The organism is Paraburkholderia sp. CNPSo 3281, from assembly GCF_024206515.1.
Lineage (GTDB): Bacteria > Pseudomonadota > Gammaproteobacteria > Burkholderiales > Burkholderiaceae > Paraburkholderia > Paraburkholderia nodosa.
Map to the genome: position 1 here is coordinate 15,807 of NZ_JAMBPS010000039.1, position 19,778 is coordinate 35,584.

Annotated in this window: 19 protein-coding genes; 6 read left to right on the top strand and 13 right to left on the bottom strand. The window is 64.0% G+C overall.

All coding sequences use genetic code 11. The features are described 5' to 3' along the window. Positions 1 to 66 precede the first annotated feature (66 nt). Together M3I56_RS28760 and M3I56_RS28765 are read left to right on the top strand one after the other, a co-directional pair. Positions 67 to 1,008 (top strand): carbohydrate kinase family protein, encoded by a 942-nt coding sequence (locus tag M3I56_RS28760; RefSeq protein WP_028207826.1) that lies wholly within the window; start codon positions 67 to 69, stop codon positions 1,006 to 1,008. A 43-nt stretch (positions 1,009 to 1,051) separates the two neighbouring features. Next, positions 1,052 to 1,528 (top strand): glycine zipper 2TM domain-containing protein, encoded by a 477-nt coding sequence (locus M3I56_RS28765; protein WP_028207825.1) that lies wholly within the window; start codon positions 1,052 to 1,054, stop codon positions 1,526 to 1,528. Between the two features lie 261 nt (positions 1,529 to 1,789). Here the strand turns inward: M3I56_RS28765 and M3I56_RS28770 are convergent, their stop codons facing one another. From M3I56_RS28770 to M3I56_RS28800, 7 genes are all read right to left on the bottom strand, one after another. Continuing rightward, complete coding sequence (locus M3I56_RS28770; protein ID WP_254356853.1) at positions 1,790 to 2,368, bottom strand: histone H1-like DNA-binding protein; 579 nt, start codon at positions 2,366 to 2,368, stop codon at positions 1,790 to 1,792. A 28-nt stretch (positions 2,369 to 2,396) separates the two neighbouring features. Further along, positions 2,397 to 2,723, bottom strand: a complete 327-nt coding sequence (locus M3I56_RS28775; protein WP_254319317.1) for a hypothetical protein — start codon at positions 2,721 to 2,723, stop codon at positions 2,397 to 2,399. Between the two features lie 93 nt (positions 2,724 to 2,816). Further along, complete coding sequence (locus tag M3I56_RS28780) at positions 2,817 to 4,040, bottom strand: ribonucleotide-diphosphate reductase subunit beta (protein WP_028207823.1); 1,224 nt, start codon at positions 4,038 to 4,040, stop codon at positions 2,817 to 2,819. 553 nt (positions 4,041 to 4,593) lie between these two features. Then, positions 4,594 to 7,584, bottom strand: a complete 2,991-nt coding sequence (locus tag M3I56_RS28785; protein WP_254356854.1) for a ribonucleoside-diphosphate reductase subunit alpha — start codon at positions 7,582 to 7,584, stop codon at positions 4,594 to 4,596. A gap of 559 nt (positions 7,585 to 8,143) precedes the next feature. After that, on the bottom strand, positions 8,144 to 8,773 hold the full coding sequence (ampD, locus tag M3I56_RS28790) for a 1,6-anhydro-N-acetylmuramyl-L-alanine amidase AmpD (protein WP_254356855.1): 630 nt from the start codon (positions 8,771 to 8,773) through the stop codon (positions 8,144 to 8,146). Further along, positions 8,770 to 9,096: a PP0621 family protein gene (locus M3I56_RS28795; RefSeq protein WP_254356856.1), complete on the bottom strand. Its 327-nt coding sequence runs from the start codon at positions 9,094 to 9,096 to the stop codon at positions 8,770 to 8,772. Before M3I56_RS28795 ends, ampD begins: the two co-directional genes overlap by 4 nt. A 22-nt stretch (positions 9,097 to 9,118) precedes the next feature. Next, entirely contained in the window at positions 9,119 to 10,048 is a 930-nt protein-coding gene (locus M3I56_RS28800) for an inner membrane protein YpjD (RefSeq protein WP_254356857.1), read from the bottom strand. Positions 10,049 to 10,164: 116 nt separating this feature from the next. On the opposite strand from M3I56_RS28800, the gene ffh reads away from it, so the two are divergent. Both ffh and M3I56_RS28810 read left to right on the top strand, forming a co-directional pair. Continuing rightward, entirely contained in the window at positions 10,165 to 11,532 is a 1,368-nt protein-coding gene (gene ffh, locus M3I56_RS28805; protein WP_254356858.1) for a signal recognition particle protein, read from the top strand. 147 nt (positions 11,533 to 11,679) lie between these two features. Further along, positions 11,680 to 12,231: a hypoxanthine-guanine phosphoribosyltransferase gene (locus M3I56_RS28810; RefSeq protein WP_028207817.1), complete on the top strand. Its 552-nt coding sequence runs from the start codon at positions 11,680 to 11,682 to the stop codon at positions 12,229 to 12,231. A gap of 88 nt (positions 12,232 to 12,319) precedes the next feature. On the opposite strand, the gene M3I56_RS28815 is transcribed toward M3I56_RS28810, so the two are convergent. Continuing rightward, a complete protein-coding gene (locus tag M3I56_RS28815; RefSeq protein ID WP_254343881.1) occupies positions 12,320 to 12,919 on the bottom strand; it encodes a MarC family protein in 600 nt (199 codons plus the stop codon). 35 nt (positions 12,920 to 12,954) lie between these two features. Then, positions 12,955 to 14,691 carry a proline--tRNA ligase gene (locus M3I56_RS28820; protein ID WP_254356859.1) on the bottom strand — a complete coding sequence of 579 codons (1,737 nt, stop codon included), beginning with the start codon at positions 14,689 to 14,691 and terminating at the stop codon, positions 12,955 to 12,957. A 251-nt stretch (positions 14,692 to 14,942) separates the two neighbouring features. Here M3I56_RS28820 and M3I56_RS28825 point away from each other — a divergent pair, with 251 nt between their 5' ends. Next, positions 14,943 to 15,623, top strand: a complete 681-nt coding sequence (locus M3I56_RS28825; RefSeq protein WP_035514942.1) for an RNA pyrophosphohydrolase — start codon at positions 14,943 to 14,945, stop codon at positions 15,621 to 15,623. 118 nt (positions 15,624 to 15,741) lie between these two features. Beyond that, a complete protein-coding gene (locus tag M3I56_RS28830) occupies positions 15,742 to 16,311 on the top strand; it encodes a CNP1-like family protein (protein ID WP_254356860.1) in 570 nt (189 codons plus the stop codon). Positions 16,312 to 16,417: 106 nt separating this feature from the next. On the opposite strand, the gene proB is transcribed toward M3I56_RS28830, so the two are convergent. The 4 genes from proB to rplU form a co-directional block, all read right to left on the bottom strand. Next, positions 16,418 to 17,536 carry a glutamate 5-kinase gene (gene proB, locus M3I56_RS28835; RefSeq protein WP_254356861.1) on the bottom strand — a complete coding sequence of 373 codons (1,119 nt, stop codon included), beginning with the start codon at positions 17,534 to 17,536 and terminating at the stop codon, positions 16,418 to 16,420. A gap of 85 nt (positions 17,537 to 17,621) precedes the next feature. After that, complete coding sequence (gene cgtA, locus M3I56_RS28840; RefSeq protein ID WP_254356862.1) at positions 17,622 to 18,725, bottom strand: Obg family GTPase CgtA; 1,104 nt, start codon at positions 18,723 to 18,725, stop codon at positions 17,622 to 17,624. A gap of 200 nt (positions 18,726 to 18,925) precedes the next feature. Continuing rightward, positions 18,926 to 19,189 carry a 50S ribosomal protein L27 gene (gene rpmA / locus M3I56_RS28845; RefSeq protein ID WP_028207811.1) on the bottom strand — a complete coding sequence of 88 codons (264 nt, stop codon included), beginning with the start codon at positions 19,187 to 19,189 and terminating at the stop codon, positions 18,926 to 18,928. A 26-nt stretch (positions 19,190 to 19,215) separates the two neighbouring features. Continuing rightward, entirely contained in the window at positions 19,216 to 19,527 is a 312-nt protein-coding gene (rplU, locus tag M3I56_RS28850) for a 50S ribosomal protein L21 (RefSeq protein ID WP_007180329.1), read from the bottom strand. Positions 19,528 to 19,778: the final 251 nt, after the last annotated feature.

The following is a 19,778-nucleotide window of genomic DNA, read 5'->3' on the forward strand; positions in this document are numbered from 1 at the left end:
GCCAGATCGACGCGCAGGCCGGTGCGCCGCCCCCTTCCCCTACCACGCCCTACAGGAATTTCCGCCTTGGCTACGCTGATCTGCGGCTCGCTCGCCTACGACAACATCATGACCTTCGAAGGTCGCTTTCGGGAGCACATCCTGCCCGAGCAGGTGCACATCCTGAACGTGAGCTTTCTGGTGCCGACGATGCGCCGCGAGTTCGGCGGCTGTGCCGGCAACATCGCGTATTCGCTGCATCTGCTCGGCGGCGACGCCCGCATCATGGCGACGCTCGGCGCCGCCGACGCGCGCCCCTACCTCGAACGCCTCGACGCGCTCGGCCTGTCGAAGGCGCACGTGCGCGTGCTGGAGGATACGTGGTCCGCGCAGGCGATGATCACGACCGACCTCGAGAACAACCAGATCACCGCGTTCCACCCGGGCGCGATGATGCAATCGCATTTGAACCGCGCCGACGAAGCGCCCGGCATCAAGCTCGGCATCGTCGCACCGGACGGCTTCGACGGCATGGTCCAGCACGTCGAGCAGTTCGCGAAGGCCGGCGTGCCGTTTATCTTCGATCCGGGCCAGGGTCTGCCGCTCTTCGACGGGGCTTCTTTGCGCCGCGCGATTGAACTTGCGACCTACGTAGCGGTCAACGACTACGAAGCCAACCTTGTCAGCCATCGCACCGGCTGGTCGTTCGACGAAATCGCCAGCCATGTCGACGCGCTGATCATCACGCGCGGCGAGCACGGCTCGCAGATCTACCACAGCGGCAAGATCGAGGAGATTCCTCCGGTCAAGGCCGCTCAGGTGCTCGACCCGACCGGCTGCGGCGACGCTTTCCGCGGCGGCCTGCTCTACGGCATCGAGAACGGCCTCGACTGGGCAACCACGGGGCGTCTCGCGAGCCTGATGGGCGCGCTCAAGATCGAGCATCTCGGTCCGCAAAACTATGCGCCTACGCGAGCGCAGATCAACGAACGGTTCAAGGAGGCATTCGGCTACGAACTGCCGAACTGAACGCGGGAGCCGCACACGAACGGCGCCCATTGGAGCTACGGGAATGAAAATAACAAGTCGTCTGATTGTTGCAGCCATGCTCGCGGGGTCGCTCGCGATGTCGGGTTGCGCCTATAACAGCAGTTCCGCCGATGTGTACACGGCCTCGCAGGCGCAGCGAGAGCAATCGGTGCGTATGGCCACGGTCGAAAGCGTGCGCGCGGTGAAGATCAGTTCGAACAACGGCCAGCCTAGCGGCCTTGGCGCGATCGGTGGCGGCGCGCTCGGCGCGGTGGCCGGCAGCCAGATCGGCGGCGGCACGGGCTCGATCGTCACCGGCATCATCGGCGGCATTGCGGGCGCCGTGGCCGGCAACGCGGTCGAGAACGGCGTGGCCATGCGCGACGGCCTCGAGATCACGGTGCGCCTCGACAACGGCGACTACCGCGCCATCACGCAAACCGCGACCGGCGAAGTCTTCAACGCGGGCGACCGCGTGCGACTGCTCTCGAGCGGCGGCGTGACGCGCGTCACGCACTAACGGTTTCCCCTGTACCGCAGCGGCGCCTCGCGCCGGATGCGGAACCTCAGGCGCATGTGCTCCCCTGTGCATGCGCCTTTTTTCATGCCCGCGCGCGGCATGCGCGTGACCTCACCCCAACTATTACGAACTCCAGACGAAAAAAATCCCGTCGCGGACAACCCAGCGACGGGATCGGGATCGAGCCTTGCGCATCATGCCGCCCGGCCCGGCCAACGAAGCGCGCGTACGACGTAGCCTGCGCGCTTCGTCTCGGACTGCTTACGGACGGCTGCCGGTCGGGAACGGCCATGCCGCGGCCGGATTCAGGGCAGTCTTGACCGTTGCTGCGGGCGCGGACGGTTGCGCAGCAGGGGCAGCAGGTGCGGCAGCGGCCTTCGCAGGTGCCTTCTTGGCAGCCTTCTTGGCGGCAGCTTTCTTCGCAGGCGCAGCCTTCTTGGCAGCAGCCTTCTTCGCAGGCGCCTTCTTGGCTGCAACCTTCTTCGCAGCAACCTTCTTGGCTGCGGCCTTCTTCGCCGGCGCTGCCTTCTTCGCAGCAACCTTCTTCACGGCGACTTTCTTGGCTGCAACCTTCTTCGCTGCGGCCTTCTTCGCCGGTGCTGCCTTCTTCGCAGCAACCTTCTTCACGGCGACTTTCTTGGCTGCAACCTTCTTCGCTGCGGCCTTCTTCGCCGGTGCTGCCTTCTTCGCAGCAACCTTCTTCACGGCGACTTTCTTGGCTGCGACCTTCTTGACCGCGACCTTCTTCGCTGCGGCCTTCTTCGCCGGAGCCGCCTTCTTCGCTGCAACCTTCTTCACTGCGACCTTCTTAGCCGCCGGTTTCTTCTTGGCAGTAGCCATTTTTTTCTCCTTCAGGTTCAGATGAGAGTCAGTTCAAACTACACCCTTCGTCAAAACCCGCTTCCCGCGAACGCTTCTCACGGCGCACGCTGCGAAGCGGGCTATTCATCGGCGTACGCTGATCCCGCGCGCTTACGCTAATGAATGCGGTAAGGCGCGCCGTGCCACGAGGCACAGCGCGCCGAGTCATTCCGGCGTCGGCTACCGACACCGGGCAACGTTCGTTGAAAGCGGCGGCCTCACGACACGCGAAGCCTGCGCGCTTTTCCGGGGGGAAGTTTGCCCATCCCTCTGAAGGGTTCGCAAAGTGCCTGTCACGTCGGTGAGCCAACCTGGCTCCGGGCATGCTTTGCATCAGGCGTTCCTGCTCCTAATCATCATGCCAGTCGAGGCGCCTGCACGGCGCCTCGCGGCAACCCCAAAAGACTTGCACCGCAGTGCGCCCGGGTTATTCCCAGGACAGCGCACCGCCCGTCTGATATTCGATCACGCGCGTCTCGAAGAAGTTGCGTTCCTTCTTCAAGTCGATCATCTCGCTCATCCACGGGAACGGATTTTCTTCGTTCGGGAACAGCTGATCAAGACCGATCTGCTGGCAACGGCGGTTGCAGATGAAGCGCAGATAGCTCTTGAACATCGATGCGTTCAGACCGAGCACGCCGCGAGGCATGGTGTCCTCGGCGTAGCGGTACTCGAGGTCGACCGCATGCTTGAACAGTTCGGTGATCTCCGCACGGAACGCCGGGGTCCACAGGTGCGGGTTTTCAAGCTTGATCTGGTTGATCAGGTCGATGCCGAAGTTGCAGTGCATCGACTCGTCACGCAGGATGTACTGGTATTGCTCCGCTGCGCCGGTCATCTTGTTCTGGCGGCCGAGCGCGAGAATTTGCGTGAAGCCGACATAGAAGAACAGGCCTTCCATGATGCAGGCGAACACGATGAGCGACTTGAGCAGATTCTGGTCGGCTTCGAGCGTGCCGGTCTTGAAAGACGGATCAGTCAGCGTCTGGATGAACGGGATCAGGAACTCGTCCTTGTCGCGGATCGACTTGACCTCGTGGTACGCGTTGAAGATCTCGCTCTCGTCCAAGCCCAGCGACTCGACGATGTACTGATAGGCGTGCGTGTGGATCGCTTCTTCGAACGCCTGGCGCAGCAGGAACTGGCGGCATTCGGGCGCCGTGATGTGCCGGTAGGTGCCGAGCACGATGTTGTTCGCGGCGAGCGAGTCGGCGGTCACGAAGAAGCCGAGGTTGCGCTTGACGATGCGGCGCTCGTCCTCGGTCAGACCGTTCGGGTCCTTCCACAGGGCGATGTCGCGGGACATGTTGATTTCCTGCGGCATCCAGTGGTTCGCGCAGCCCGCCAGGTATTTTTCCCAAGCCCACTTGTACTTGAACGGGACCAACTGATTCACGTCGGTCTGGCCGTTGATGATGCGCTTGTCGGCGACATTCACGCGCGCTTCGGTCGAGACCGGCGCTTGCGGCGGCGGTGCAACGGCGAAGTCGCTGGCGAAGATGTTGGTCGCCGTGGAAGCCTGAGGAGCGGAACGCAGACCAAACTGCACCTCGGCAGCCTGGACAGCCTGACCCGCGGGGTTGCGCATTGCGTTTTGCTGCGCACCGCTCGACGGAGTTACGGCCGTGATCTCGTCATCCCAGTTGAGCATAAATGTCACCATCAATTTAGATCGGTTTGTACCATCTTTTCGTGAGCGATAAAAGGGTTCGCACACGAAAAATCCTGTTTTCGATTCGCGTTGCGACCTCGATACAACACTTTGTTATCGCATCGTGTCGATTGCATCGCGTGAGCACTGTGTAGAGAACACTGATTCGTCGTGCTCACTTCGCATGTGCGATGTGCTTCGAAGGTCTTCGCGACATCGAGAGCGTGTGTGAAAGACGGGGTTCGCCGCGCGCTTTTCGCTCGCGCTGCGAGTGCGTTTTCACTCGCCGCTCACTGCTTGCCGCGCGCGGCGCTGGAAGCTCGCGCGGCCTGAGTCTTGTCCCTGCGAGAAACTCCAGGGATTCCTTCCTGTTGCCTCTTTCGCGTACTGCAGCGCGCGCGGTGCGCGTTGCCGGGAGAGTCGGCGCGCATTGCGCGCGCCTCGTTCGCTGTTACATCTCGCTACGGCTACTTCGACTACTGTTTACTACTGATGCTTCGGTCCTCGCATGATGCGAGCGGCGTTGCACCGCACGCATCATGCGCAGCCAGCTTTACTGGCAAGCCTCGCACTCTTCGAAGCCGGGGTCGCCCGGACGCATCATGCACACCGGACCATCTGCTTCCGGCGCCGCTTCAACCGCGGCTTGCGGTGCGGCCTGCATCGTGGTCGACCCTGCTGCACCGCCGAATGCGCCGCCCGTTGCGCCGCCAAACGCGCCGCCTGCATTGCCGCCACCTTCGCCGCCCGTCGGCACGGCGTTGAGCGCGCCGTGCGCAACCGTCGACTTCTCGACGTGCGTAGCCCCCATCGTGCGCAGGTAGTACGTGGTCTTCAGGCCGCGCACCCATGCGAGCTTGTAGATCTCGTCGAGCTTCTTGCCCGATGCGCCCGCCATGAAGATGTTCAGCGACTGCGCCTGGTCGATCCACTTCTGACGACGCGATGCGGCTTCGACGAGCCACGTCGGGTCGACTTCGAACGCCGTTGCATACACAGCGCGTAGATCGGCCGGCACGCGGTCGATGCGCGAGAGCATGCCGTCGAAGTACTTCAGGTCGGCGACCATGACTTCGTCCCACAGGCCGCGCGCCTTCAGGTCGCGCACCAGGTAGTCGTTCACCACCGTGAATTCGCCCGAGAGGTTCGACTTCACGTAGAGGTTCTGGAACGTCGGCTCGATGCAAGGCGACACGCCGATGATGTTCGAGATGGTCGCGGTCGGTGCGATCGCGATGCAGTTCGAATTGCGCATGCCGTGCGTCGCGATGCGCTCGCGCAGCGACGTCCAGTCCATCGACTCGCTCGAGTCGACTTCGACGTAGCCGCCGCGTGCTTCGGCGAGCAGCTTGAGCGTGTCCTGCGGGAGGATGCCGCGATCCCACAGCGAGCCGCGGTAGGTCGAGTAGCGGCCGCGCTCGGCTGCCAGCTCCGTCGACGCCCAGTACGCGTAGTAGCAGACGGCTTCCATCGAGCGGTCGGCGAACTCCACGGCTTCCTGCGAAGCAAACGGCGTGCGCAGAACGTGCAGGCAGTCCTGGAAGCCCATGATGCCCATGCCCACCGGACGGTGCTTCAGGTTCGAGTTGCGCGCCTTCGACACCGCGTAGTAGTTGATGTCGATGACGTTGTCGAGCATGCGCATCGCCACGCTGATGGTGCGCTTGAGCTTGTCGTGGTCGAGCGCGAACGTGCCGTCGGCCTGTTCGACCATGTGCGCGACCAGGTTCACCGAGCCCAGGTTACACACGGCGATTTCGCTGTCGCTGGTGTTCAGCGTGATTTCCGTGCACAGGTTCGACGAGTGGACGACGCCCACGTGCTGCTGCGGCGAACGGATGTTGCACGGATCCTTGAACGTGATCCACGGATGGCCGGTTTCAAACAGCATGCCGAGCATCTTGCGCCACAGTTGCGCGGCCGGCAGCTTCTTGAACAGCTTGATCTCGCCGCGCGCGACCTTCTCTTCGTAAGCCGTGTAAGCCTGCTCGAACTCGGCGCCGAACTTGTCGTGCAGATCCGGGCAGGTCGAGGGCGAGAAGAGCGTCCAGTCGCCGCCTTCCATCACGCGCTTCATGAACAGGTCGGGAATCCAGTTCGCCGTGTTCATGTCGTGGGTGCGGCGGCGGTCGTCGCCCGTGTTCTTGCGCAGCTCGAGGAATTCTTCGATGTCGAGGTGCCACGATTCCAGGTAGGCGCACACCGCGCCCTTGCGCTTGCCGCCCTGGTTCACTGCGACAGCCGTGTCGTTCACGACCTTCAGGAAGGGAACTACGCCTTGCGACTTGCCGTTGGTGCCCTTGATGTGCGAGCCGAGCGCGCGCACGCGCGTCCAGTCGTTGCCCAGACCGCCGGCAAACTTCGAGAGCAGCGCGTTGTCCTTGAGCGCTTCGTAGATGCCGTCGAGGTCGTCGGCAACCGTCGTGAGGTAGCACGACGAGAGCTGCGAGCGGTGCGTGCCCGAGTTGAACAGCGTGGGCGTGGACGACATGAAGTCGAACGACGAGAGCACGTTGTAGAACTCGATCGCGCGCGCTTCGCGGTCGATCTCGTTGAGCGAGAGGCCCATCGCGACGCGCATGAAGAATGCTTGGGGCATTTCGATGCGCGTGCCGCCGACGTGCAGGAAGTAGCGGTCGTACAGCGTCTGCAGGCCGAGGTAGCCGAACTGCAGGTCGCGGCTCGCGTCGAGCGCGTTGCCGAGACGCTTGAGGTCGAACTGCTGGAGCTTGTCGTCGAGCAGGCCGGCTTCCACGCCGCGCTTGATGAACTGCGGGAAGTAGTCGGCGTAGCGCACGGCCATTTCGGCTTGCGTCACTTCCTCTTCGAGAATTTCGCGACGGATCGTGTGCAGCAGGATGCGCGAGGTCGCCTGGCTATACGCCGGGTCCTTTTCGATCATGGTGCGCGCAGCGAGGATGGCCGAGTCGTAGACCTGGGTCATCGGCACGCCGTCGTACAGATTCTTCACCGTTTCCGCGACGATCGGGTCAGCGTTGACCGCGTCGCCGAGACCGTCGCACGACGAGGCGATCAGCGCGCGCAGTGCCTGCATGTCTAGCGGGCGCGTCACGCCGTTGTCCGTGACGTTGATGCCGGGCGCTGCGCTCGCTGCCGTTTCCGGCGCTTGCGCGCGCTCCTGGTTGCGCTTCTCGCGATACAGCACGTAGGCGCGCGCGACGTTGTGCTCGCCACCGCGCATCAGCGCGAGTTCGACCTGATCCTGGATGTCTTCGATATGGAACGTGCCGCCGTTCGGACGGCTGCGCACGAGTGCGCGCACGACGTTCTGCGTGAGCTGCTCGACGAGCTCGCGCACGCGCGCCGAAGCCGCGCCCTGGCCGCCGTTCACGGCGAGGAAGGCCTTCGTCATCGCGATCGCGACTTTCGAAGGTTCGAACGACACCACGCTACCGTTGCGGCGAATCACCTTGTGGTCGGCGAACTGCTGCGCGCTCGTCTGGCCGTCTTGCGGTTGGCCACCCAGTGCGTGCGCGGCGGGCGCGCCTTCATACCGGGTCGAGACGTTATCGGTCGTTTGCATGTGCAAAGCTCCTGGGTCCTGGAAAGGTGCGAAGAGAGTTCGCGGATTAAGACGGACGCCGACGTCGTGCCCCCGTGTGCACGCTCGATCGGGCAGAGAAAAAAGTCCAGCCTGGCGAGGCTGCCGGATGCGACAAGGCAGATGAATCACAGACTGCTTCGGTCTTCATCGTGGATGTCGCGATCATTGGCTGTACCTTCTCTCTCGATTACAGCCGGTGCGCCGGTTCTCTCGGCCGACGGCACCGTACAAAGTTTCTGTTTTTTCTATGCTGGTAACGCGCGCGGCGCCTCGCGCGTGAAGCGGGGCGCCGCGGTACAACACAACATATGGTGTGAAGCCTTGTTTCAGGTACAAAGTATAGTGGAAGAAACTGTACGATCAAATGGCTTTTTTTGCTGGTCCTATCTTGACAAGACCACAAGCCAAGCAGCGCGGGCCTTGGCGGCAAATGCCCCTTCGAGTGGTCTGCGAGGCGCGCGCGAAGACCCTGCGTTTGCGCGCAAGAGGTGCTTATTCCTTGTGCAGCTGGAGAGGGTTCAGCAGGCGCTCGAGCGTGTCATGACGCCGCGTTCTGCTCGCCGTGCCCCTGGATATAGGGGAAGCTGGCATCGGCGAGCTGCGTATCGTGTTTGAGGCGTGCCCAGTCGAAGTGCGGGCCGGGATCGGTCTTGCGCCCGGGCGCGATGTCCGAATGGCCCGCCAGCGCCTCGATCGGATAGTGCGCGACGAGCGCCTTCACGAGCGCCGCGAGCGTCGCGTATTGCGGCGCCTCGAAGGCCGTCGTGTCGCTGCCTTCCAGTTCGATGCCGATGGCGAAATCGTTGCAGCGCTCGCGCCCGAAGAAGCTCGACGCGCCCGCGTGCCACGCGCGCTCGTCGCACGAGACGAATTGCTCGAGCGCGCCATCGCGATGAATGACGAAGTGCGCCGAGACGCGCACGCCGCGCAGGTTGGCGTCGAAGTACGGATGCGCGTCGCAGTCAAGGCGGTTGAGAAAGAGATCGGCGATCTCGGGGCCGCCGAATACGTTGGGCGGCAGGCTGATGTTGTGGACGACGATGAGCGTCGGTACGGCGCCTTGCGGGCGGGCCTCGAAGTTAGGCGAAGGCAGGTGACGCGCGCCGGGCACCCAGCCCTGCGCATCGACTGAGTACGCGCGCGATCCTGGCGATGCGGCAGCGCTCATCGTGCGGGGCGATCCTGGGCCGTGGTGCGCGCGTCCCAGGCGCGCGCGTGCTCGGAACTGCAGAACGAGCGCGCGCCGACATTCACCGATTCACTGCGCGGCGCATGCACGCCGCACTCGGCGCAGCGCACCATCGGCTCGGGCAGCGCAGCCTTGCCGCTCGCGCTCGCGCCGCCATTGGCGTTGCGTGCGGCGCCCTGCCCCGGCTGCGCGCCCTGCTCCGGCTGCGCACCGGCACGCGTTTGCGTCTGCGCACGGCGCAGCGCCTTGACGAACCACTGTCCGACCACGAACAGCAGTACGAGGAGAAGAATCTGTCTCATCGGAACACGCGACTCACACGACTCAAACCACAGGGCGGTGCAGCAGCACCTCGAAGACGAAACGGCTGCCCACATAAGCGAGCAGCAATGCGATGAACGATGCGATCACCCAGCGCAGCGCAGCGCGGCCGCGCCAGCCGGAAACCTTGCGAGCGGTGAGCAACGCGCCGAACATCAGCCACGAAAGAATCGCGAAGACGGTCTTGTGATCGAGCGAAAGCGGCCGGTCGATCAACTGCTCGCTGAACACGATGCCCGAGACGAGCGTGGCCGTGAGCAGCACGAAGCCCGCGCCGATCAGGCGGAACAGCAGCTTTTCCATCGTGAGGAGCGGCGGCAGCGTCTCGATCCAGTTCGACAGCCAGCCGCCGCCGCGATTGCTCGCGTTGCGCTGGAAGCCGGCGCCCTTGAGCGCATGCAGCCGGCGCTCGACGGCGAGCATCAGCACCGCGTGCAGCGCGGCGATCGCAAAGAGCCCATAGGCGATGTTCGCGATGACGAAGTGCAGCTTGAACATCGGCGCGGCCGCGTAGGGCAGCACGCGCACCCCGCCGAACACGAGCGGCAGCATCGACGCGACGGCCGCCAACGGCAGCAGCAAAAGACGCAGGCCGTCGAGCGCAAAGAAAAAGCTCTCGATCCAGTAGATGCCCGCGCCGAGCCAGAACATGGCCGACAACGCGAAGGCGAAGCCGAACACCATTTCGTTGGCGGGGAAGATCGTCATGTGCAGCAGCACGCCGTGCGCGGCGAGCGCGACGAAGAGCAGCGCACGGGAAAGCGGGCCGAAGGTCCGGGCGCGCAGGGCGTCGCCGCCCGCGCCGAGCGTCACCGGAACGGGCGGCACGCTGCCTAGCAGCGGCGCGGTGCCAGCGCGGCGCAGCGCGCGCCAGTCGGCGGCGCACAATCCGCCGTACAGGAGCACGGTGAGGGCATACAGTACAATATCCATGTTCGAAGTTTACTATAGGCCCCCTGGCCGCGCGCTCACGTAACGAATCGGCGACGAAACGCGGCGCGTTCCCGTTTAGCGCGCGCGGGCCGGGCCGCACTGCTCACCGCCTCCCCATGCTCGACAATCTCACTCAACGGATGGCGCGCGTCGTCAAGACGCTGCGCGGCGAAGCCCGGCTGACCGAAGCCAATACGCAGGAAATGCTGCGCGAGGTGCGTCTCGCCCTGCTCGAAGCGGACGTGGCGCTGCCCGTCGTGCGCGAATTCATCGCCAAGGTGAAAGAGAAGGCGCTCGGCGAGGAAGTGATCTCCAGCCTCTCGCCAGGCCAGGCGCTCGTCGGCGTAGTGCAGCGCGAGCTGACCGCCGTAATCGGCGGCGACTACGAAGGCCGTGCTGCCGAGCTCGATCTCGCCGTCACGCCGCCTGCCGTCATCCTCATGGCGGGTCTGCAGGGTGCCGGTAAAACCACCACCACCGGTAAGCTCGCCAAGCTCCTGCGCGAGAAGTACAAGAAGAAGGTCCTCACCGTATCGTGCGACGTCTACCGCCCTGCCGCTATCGCGCAGTTGAAGACGGTGACGGAACAGGTCGGCGCCGACTTCTTCCCCTCGCAGCCGGACCAGAAGCCCGTCGAGATCGCCGCCGCAGCGGTCGACTGGGCCAGGCGCCACTATCACGACGTGCTGCTCGTCGACACGGCCGGCCGCCTCGGTATCGACGAGGCGATGATGAACGAGATCACCGCGCTGCACGGCTTGCTCAAGCCCGCCGAAACGCTCTTCGTGGTCGACGCCATGCTCGGCCAGGACGCCGTCAACACCGCGAAGGCGTTCAACGACGCCCTGCCGCTCACCGGCGTCGTGCTCACCAAGCTCGACGGCGACTCGCGCGGCGGCGCGGCGCTCTCCGTGCGCCACATCACGGGCAAGCCGATCAAGTTCGTCGGCGTCGCGGAAAAGCTCGACGGCCTCGAGGTGTTCCACCCGGACCGCATGGCGAACCGTATTCTCGGCATGGGCGACATTCTCGCGCTCGTTGAGGAAGCGCAGCGCGGCGTGGACGTCCAGGCCGCGCAAAAGCTCGCCGACAAGGTCAAGAAAGGCGGCGACTTCGACCTCAACGACTTCCGCGCGCAGCTCTCGCAAATGAAGAGCATGGGCGGCCTGTCGTCGCTCATGGACAAGCTGCCCGCGCAGTTCCAGCAGGCCGCTTCGGGCGCCAACATGGGCCAGGCCGAGAAGCAGATGCGCCGCATGGAAGGCATCATCAACTCGATGACGCCCGCCGAGCGCGCCAAGCCCGAACTCATCAAGGCCACGCGCAAGCGCCGCATTGCGGCGGGCGCGGGCGTGCAGGTTCAGGAAGTGAACCGCATGCTCAACCAGTACGAGCAGATGCGCACCATGATGAAGAAGCTCAAGGGTGGCAATCTGCAAAAGATGATGCGCGGCATGAAGGGCATGATGCCCGGCATGCGCTGATCCTGCGGGCCGCGCGGCGCATATCGCGCGCACGGCGGCCCCACTCGACGCGGCACGCGACGGACCAAATGCGCGGGTTTATGCTGTAGCGCGCGCCGCCGTTATTTTCCACACTTCAATAGCTACAGCTACCTTCCCGCCAGAGTCATGAATCGCGAAGAAGCCCTCCACATTTTCCGCCACTCCGAAGAGATCGTTTCGGAGGGCGACGTCAATGCGTCGATCGGCCGGATGGCCGAAGCCATCCGCGCCGAAATCAGCGAGGACTTCCCGCTCGTGCTATCGGTGATGGGCGGCGCCGCCGTGTTCACCGGCATGCTGCTGCCGCACCTCGACTTCCCGCTCGAGTTCGACTACATCCACCTCACGCGCTACCGCAACGCGATCAAGGGCAGCGCCGAGATGCAGTGGCGTGTGGCGCCGCGCGAGTCGGTGAAGGACCGTGTGGTGCTCGTGCTCGACGACATCCTCGATGAAGGCGAGACGATGGCCGCGATACGCGATCGCATCATGGACATGGGCGCAAAGCGTTTCCTTTCGGCCGTCCTGTGCGAGAAGACCCTCACCAAGGCCAAGCCGCTGCATCCCGACTACTGCGGTTTTTCGGTGCCGGACCGCTACGTGTTCGGCTGCGGCATGGACGCCAAGGGTTACTGGCGCAATCTGCCGACCATCCGCGCGCTGACCGAAGGCGCGTGAAGCGCGCATCGGCTTTCTGACGCACCATGAAAAAAAAGCAGCCCGCGGGCTGCTTTTTTGTTGCCTGCGACGCCCGCTGCACGCGACGTCAGAGGTGATGCACGAAGTTGGCGATTCCCGCGAGGATCATCTCCACCGATATCGCCACGAGAACGAGACCCATCAGCCGCTCGAAGGCCGTCACCACGCGCTCGCCCAGCAACTGCTGGATGCGCTCCGCCATCACCAGCACGATCGCGCAGATCACCATCGTCACGACGAGCGCCGTCATCCATTCATAGAGTTTGCCAGGCGCCTGCGAGGTGAGCAGCATGACCGTAGCAAGCGCCGAAGGCCCTGCCAGCGCGGGAATGGCGAGCGGCACGATGAGCGGCTCGCCGCCCTTGTCGCCGCCGCCGAACGGGCCGCCCGGATGCGGAAAGATCATGCGCAGCGCGATGAGGAACAGCACGATGCCGCCGCCGATGCGCAGCGAAGTATCTGTGAGGCCCATCATGCGCAGGAAGCTGTTGCCGGCGACCATGAAGATGAGCAGGATCACGAACGCAATCGCGACCTCGCGCAGGATCACGATCGCCCGGCGCTGCTTGGCAACGCCGCGCAAGCAGCTGATGAAGAGCGGAATATTACCGAGCGGGTCGGTGATAAGGAGCAGCAGGACCGTAGCGGACAGAAAACTGTACTCCACGCTCGCAGCGCTCCTATAACCGTGATGGATCGTCGTTAAGCCGCGAGCGCCGCGCGGATCTTCTGCGCCACCGTCTGCGCGGCCTCATCGGCCGGCAGCAGCGTCGCTTCGGTATCGCGGCGGCCCTGGTACTCGATCTTGCCGTCCTTCAGGCCGCGCTCGCCGATCACGAGACGATGCGGCACGCCGATCAGCTCCCAGTCGGCGAACATCACGCCCGGGCGCTCGCCGCGGTCGTCGAGAATCACGTCCACGCCCGCCTCGACGAGTTCGTTGTAGACGCGCTCGGCGTGCTCGCGTACGAGCTCGCTGCGGTCCATGCCCATCGGACACACGACGATCTGGAACGGAGCGATCGACTCAGGCCAGATAATGCCCTTCTCGTCGAAGTTCTGCTCAATGGCTGCACCGAGAATGCGCGTGACGCCAATGCCGTAGCAGCCCATCTGCATGGGCGCCGGCTTGCCGTTCTCGGCGAGGAACGTGGCGTTCAACGCTTCCGAGTACTTCGTGCCGAGCTGGAACACATGGCCCACTTCGATGCCGCGGCAAATGTCGATCACACCCTTGCCGTCCGGCGAGGGATCGCCCTTCTTCACGTTACGGATGTCGGCGACGACCGGCTCGGGCAAGTCGCGGCCCCAGTTCACGCCCGTGGTGTGGAAATCGACTTCGTTCGTGCCGACCACGAAATCGCTCATGTTCGCGACCGTGCGATCGGCGATCACCTTGACCGGCTTCTTCGTGTTGAGCGGACCGAGGTAGCCCGGCGGCGTGCCGAACCACTCGACGATTTCCGCTTCGGTAGCGAAGCGGAAGCCGCTCAGGCCTTCGAGCTTGCCGACCTTGATCTCGTTCAGGTCGTGGTCGCCGCGCAGCATCAGCAGCCAGATGGTGGGCTCGGCGCCCTCGTTGTCCGTCGCGAGGATGATCGACTTGATGGTGCTTTCGAGCGCAATGCCGAGTAGTTCGGCGACTGCCTCGCACTTGGCCGCGCCCGGCGTGGGCGTTTTCGTGAGCGCCTGCGTGGGGGCGCCGCGCTGCGCGATGAGCGGCAGCGCTTCGGCGGCTTCGACGTTGGCCGCGAAGTCCGAGGTCGGGCAGTAGGCGATGTCGTCCTCGCCCGTTTCCGCGATCACGTGGAATTCGTGCGAGCCGCTGCCGCCGATCGAGCCGTTGTCGGCCGCGACTGCGCGGAACTGCAGGCCGAGACGCGTGAAGATGCGCACGTAAGCGTCGTACATCTTCTGGTACGAGAGCTTGAGACCTTCGACGTCCTTATCGAACGAGTACGCGTCCTTCATGATGAATTCGCGCCCGCGCATCACGCCGAAACGGGGACGGATTTCGTCGCGGAACTTCGTTTGCACCTGGTAGAAGTTCACCGGCAGTTGGCGATAGCTCTTGATCTGGCCACGCGCGATGTCGGTGACGACCTCTTCGTGCGTCGGGCCCATCACGAAGTCGCTCTGCTTGCGATCCTTGAAGCGCAGCAGTTCCGGCCCGTATTGTTCCCAGCGACCCGATTCCTGCCACAGCTCGGCCGGCTGCACGGCCGGCATGAGCAGCTCGATGGCGCCGGCGCGGTTCATTTCCTCGCGCACGATCTGCTCGACCTTGCGGATCGAACGCAGGCCGATCGGCAAATAGTTGTAAATGCCGCCAGCGATGCGACGGATCATGCCCGCGCGAACCATCAGCTTGTGGCTGACGATTTCCGCGTCAGCGGGCGCTTCCTTCAGGGTGCCGATAAAGAAACGGGAGGCTTTCATTCAAATTATCCAAAAGCGGCGGCCCGGTGCAGACCGCCCGAAGAAGTGACCAACGGAGGAGTTCACGAACCCGCCATTATGACAACGTGCCGGGTCCCGCGCCGATGACGCCGGCCAGATTCGAAGCCGATCGCGCCCCGAGACCGTTTTGCGCGGTCGCGGCCATTCGCTCAACTTTCCGGACCGCGGGTGCGTGAGGACCGTTATCTGTTTATAATCAAAGCAATTTTAAAGGATTCGAAGGTGGTTGTATGCTGGATCGTGAGGGGTTTCGCCCGAACGTCGGCATCATCCTCTTGAACGCGCGAAACGAGGTGTTTTGGGGCAAGCGGGTTCGCGAACATTCCTGGCAGTTTCCGCAAGGGGGCATCAAGTATGGTGAAACCCCCATGCAGGCAATGTTTCGGGAGTTGCACGAAGAAACCGGTTTGCATCCGGAGCACGTCAAGATCGTCGGTCGCACACGCGACTGGTTGCGTTATGAGGTGCCGGACAAGTTCATCAAGCGCGAAGTGCGCGGCCATTATCGCGGTCAGAAACAGATCTGGTTTCTGCTGCGTATGGTCGGGCGCGACTGCGATATCTGCCTGCGGGCAACGGAGCATCCCGAGTTCGATGCGTGGCGCTGGAACGAATACTGGGTACCGCTCGAAGCGGTAATCGAGTTCAAGCGTGATGTCTATCAGCTCGCGCTGACCGAGCTCTCGCGCTTCCTGCGTCGGCCCGCGCCGCGTCAGGAGCGCCTGGGCGTGCAGGCTCACGAGGTGCGCTACCCGCGCATCGTGACGTCGGCGCACGCAGACGCGGTGCACGCCGAGCCGTACGAGGTCGCGGCAGAAAGCGTGCCCGAACGTACGCCTATCGAAAGCGATTGCGCGTCGGCGCAGAGTATCATCGAGCCTGCGCAGGACGAGCAGGATCAAGGGGCTTGAGCCAACGCAAAGAACGCCCGAACCGGCGGGCCCGGGCGCATCACGCGCCGGGGCCCGCCGGTTCGCATTCGCGGCGCAGTTCGTTCGTCACTCGCGCCGTGCTTCGAGGAAAACCAATTTGAAACGATTTGCTCTTGCTGCGGCATGCGCCGCAGGCGCTGTGCTGCTTGTGTCGGGACTGGCCGCGTGCTCCAGTTCCGGTCCCACGAACAAGGACGACAGCACGTTCGTCTACCTTCTGGACCGCAAGGGCGAATGGCAGGAGAACAAGCTCGAGGGCCTGCCGCCGCTGCCGCAGGCCGATGCGACGCTGCTGCCGTTCGACGTCTCGAACAATTCGCCGCTCAAGTTCGCCGTCGACCCCGCATCGCTCACGGTCGGCACGGACGGCGTCGTGCGCTACACGATCGTCATCACGAGCCCGACTGGCGCCCGTAACGTGAACTACGAAGGGATTCGCTGCGACACCTACGAGTGGCGCCTCTACGCGAGCCTCGATGCCGATCACAACGGCTGGGACCAGACCGTCGCGAACAACTGGTCGCGCATCGAGAACGGCACGCTCAACGCGTACCAGTCGAGGCTTTATCAGGACTACTTCTGCGCCAACAAGATGCCGATCGCGAAGGCGTCGACCCTCATCGAAAATCTTCGCTACGGCCGCACGCAGTCGACGCTGGTGCGTTAACGGCCAAGCCACGGCATGCTGTGATGGGCATGAAAAAAGCCGCTGCGGCCTTTGGCCACAGCGGCTTTTTAACTTTTGGCGATGCGCGGCTGGCTGGGAATGGCCGTCAAACCAGCACTAGATTGTCGCGGTGGATCAACTCCGGCTCGAGCATATAGCCGAGGATGCCCTCGATCTCGCCGCTCGGATGACGCTGGATCAGCTTCGTTTCCGCGCTGCTGTAGTTGGTGAGCCCGCGCGCGACTTCCACGCCCGCGCCGTTCAGGCAAGCGATCACTTCACCGCGGGCGAACGCACCTTGCACGCCGGTCACGCCAATGGGCAGCAGACTCTTGCCGTCCGCCGTGAGCTTCTGCACCGCGCCGTCGTCGATCACGACGTGGCCGCGCACCTGCAGGTGGTCGGCCATCCACTGCTTGCGCGCCGCCATGCGCGCCGTGCGTGCGATGAGCTGCGTGCCGATCGCCTCACCCGCAGCCAGACGCACGAGTACTTGCGCTTCGCGCCCGCTCGCGATCACCGTGTTCGCGCCGCTATGCGCGGCGCGCTTGGCCGCGAGGATCTTGGTGAGCATGCCGCCGCGGCCGATGCTCGACCCCGCGCCGCCCGCCATTGCCTCGAGCTCCGGCTTGCCTGCATCGGCTTCCTGCACGAGCATCGCGCTCGGGTCCTTGCGCGGATCGGCCGTATAAAGGCCGCTCTGGTCGGTGAGGATGATGAGCGCATCGCCTTCGATCAGGTTCGCGACGAGCGCGCCGAGCGTGTCGTTGTCGCCGAACTTGATTTCATCGGTGATCACGGTGTCGTTTTCGTTGATGATCGGCACGACGCGAAGGCGCAGCAGCGTGAGCAACGTGGAGCGCGCATTGAGATAGCGTTCGCGGTCAGCCAGGTCGGCATGCGTGAGCAGGATCTGCGCAGTGCGGATGTCGTGCTCGGCAAAGCGGCTCTCGTAGACCTGCGCGAGCCCCATCTGGCCGACTGCCGCGGCAGCCTGAAGCTCGTCGATCTCGCGCGGCCGCTTGGTCCAGCCGAGTCTCTGCATGCCTTCGGCGATGGCGCCCGAACTCACGAGCACGACCTCCTTGCCCTGCGCACGCAGCGCCGCAATCTGCTCGGCCCAGCGGCCGATTGCCGCATGATCGAGCCCGCGGCCGTCGTTGGTGACGAGGCTCGAACCGACTTTCACTACCAGACGCCGCGAATCGGCGATGACGGAACGCATGCTGCGCGGTCTCCCAAATGACTGATGACGCGTGAAGTTTCCTTGGCGCGGCCAGCGCGGCTCGCGCGCCGGCCGGTGCGACGAATTACTCCTGCGGCTGCTGCGCGTTCCCGCCTTGCCCCTCGCGGAAGCGCACGTCCGATGCGAGGTCTTCGGCTTCGGCTGCACGGCGCGCGTCGGAGTGCGCGGAGACGTAGTCGTACACCGCGTAACACAGGTTTTCGCAGCCCTGTCCCGTGAGCGCGGAAATCTCGAACACGGGACCGTCCCACTCGAAGCGCTTCACGAAGTCGGCAATGCGCTCGGCGCGCTCGTCCTCCGGCACCATGTCGAGCTTGTTCAGCACGAGCCAGCGCGGCTTGTCATAGAGCGTCTCGTCGTACTTGCGCAGCTCGCCGACGATCGCCTTGGCCTCCACAACCGGATCGACGTTTTCGTCGAACGGCGCGAGGTCGACCAGATGCAGCAGCAGGTTCGTGCGCTGCAGGTGGCGCAGGAACTGGTGACCGAGGCCCGCACCTTCCGCCGCGCCTTCGATCAGGCCCGGAATGTCGGCGATCACGAAGCTCTTGCTCGGCCCCACGCGCACCACGCCCAGATTCGGCGCGAGTGTCGTGAACGGGTAGTCGGCAATCTTGGGCTTCGCGTTCGACACCGAGGAGATGAACGTGGACTTGCCCGCGTTCGGCATGCCGAGCAGGCCGACGTCGGCCAGCACTTTCAGTTCCAGCTTGAGCATGCGGCGCTCGCCCGGCTTGCCGTCGGTCTTCTGACGCGGCGCGCGGTTCGTGGACGACTTGAAATGCAGGTTGCCGAGGCCACCCGCGCCGCCCTGCGCGACCATGACTTGCTGATCGTGCTCGGTCAGGTCTGCGATCAACTCGCCCGTGTCCTGGTCGGTGATGACCGTGCCCACCGGCATGCGCAGCGTGATGTCGTCGCCGCCCTTGCCGTAGCAGTCGGAGCCGCGGCCGTTCTCGCCGTTGCGCGCCTGGTGCTTCTTCGTGTAGCGGTAGTCGATGAGGGTGTTGATGTTACGGTCCCCGACTGCGTAGACGCTGCCGCCGCGCCCGCCGTCACCGCCGTCCGGCCCGCCGAACGGGACGAACTTCTCGCGTCGCATCGACGCGCTGCCATCGCCCCCATCGCCGGCGATGACTTCGATCTTCGCTTCGTCAATGAACTTCATGAGTTACTCCGTCCCGTGGATATCGATATTTTGCCCGCCATGGCCGAAACTGGCCAACCCGGGCGAACGGCCAACGACGCTCCGCAAGCCAACGGAAGCCCGTTACGACCCCGAAAGACTGCGGATAAATAAAAAGGCCCCGCAAACTTCGCGGGGCCTTCTTTGCGTCGCGTGTAGCCCGCTCGCGAGCGGTCTAAAGCTCAGGCCGCTGCCGGGACGACGTTGACCAGTTGCTTGTTGGCTGCGCCCTTGATCGTGAACGCGACGTGGCCGTCGACCAGCGCGTAGAGCGTGTGGTCCTTGCCGATGCCGACGTTCAGGCCAGGATGCATGCGCGTGCCGCGCTGGCGAACGATGATGCCGCCTGCAAGGATCGCCTGGCCGCCGTACACCTTCACGCCAAGTCGTTTCGACTCTGAGTCGCGGCCGTTACGTGACGACCCGCCTGCCTTTTTGTGTGCCATTTGTTTGCTCCTTTACCTGCGTGCGCTTACGCGTTGATCGCGTCGATGCGCAGTTCGGTGTAGTTCTGGCGGTGGCCGCCATGCTTCTGGTAGTGCTTCCGGCGACGCATCTTGAAGATGGTCACTTTGGCGTGTCGGCCTTGCGACACAACGGTGGCCTTGACGGAAGCCCCACTGACCAGCGGCGTACCGAACTTAATCGATTCGCCTTCGCCCACTGCGAGAACCTGGTCGAGCGTGATTTCTGCGTCAATGTCAGCCGGTATCTGTTCTACTTTAAGTTTTTCGCCAACGGCAACTTTGTACTGCTTGCCGCCGGTTTTTATGACCGCGTACATTGAGAACCTCACTCTGAGTAATCTTTTCAGGCACACTGCGCGCCCGAAACCTTAGATTATACATAGAGTTAGCTGCGCGGTCAAAAGACATGCAAGTGCGTTGCGCGACGGCTAGCGAGGGGTTGGGGGCCCGTCAGACAGGCTCCAGGGCTATCCGCACGGCATAGCGCCAGCATCCATGCGGCCGCCCGGGCCGCGCAAAAATAGAGGGAGCCATCGGCAGGGCGGCAGCGGAGCGTCCGGCATGCAGT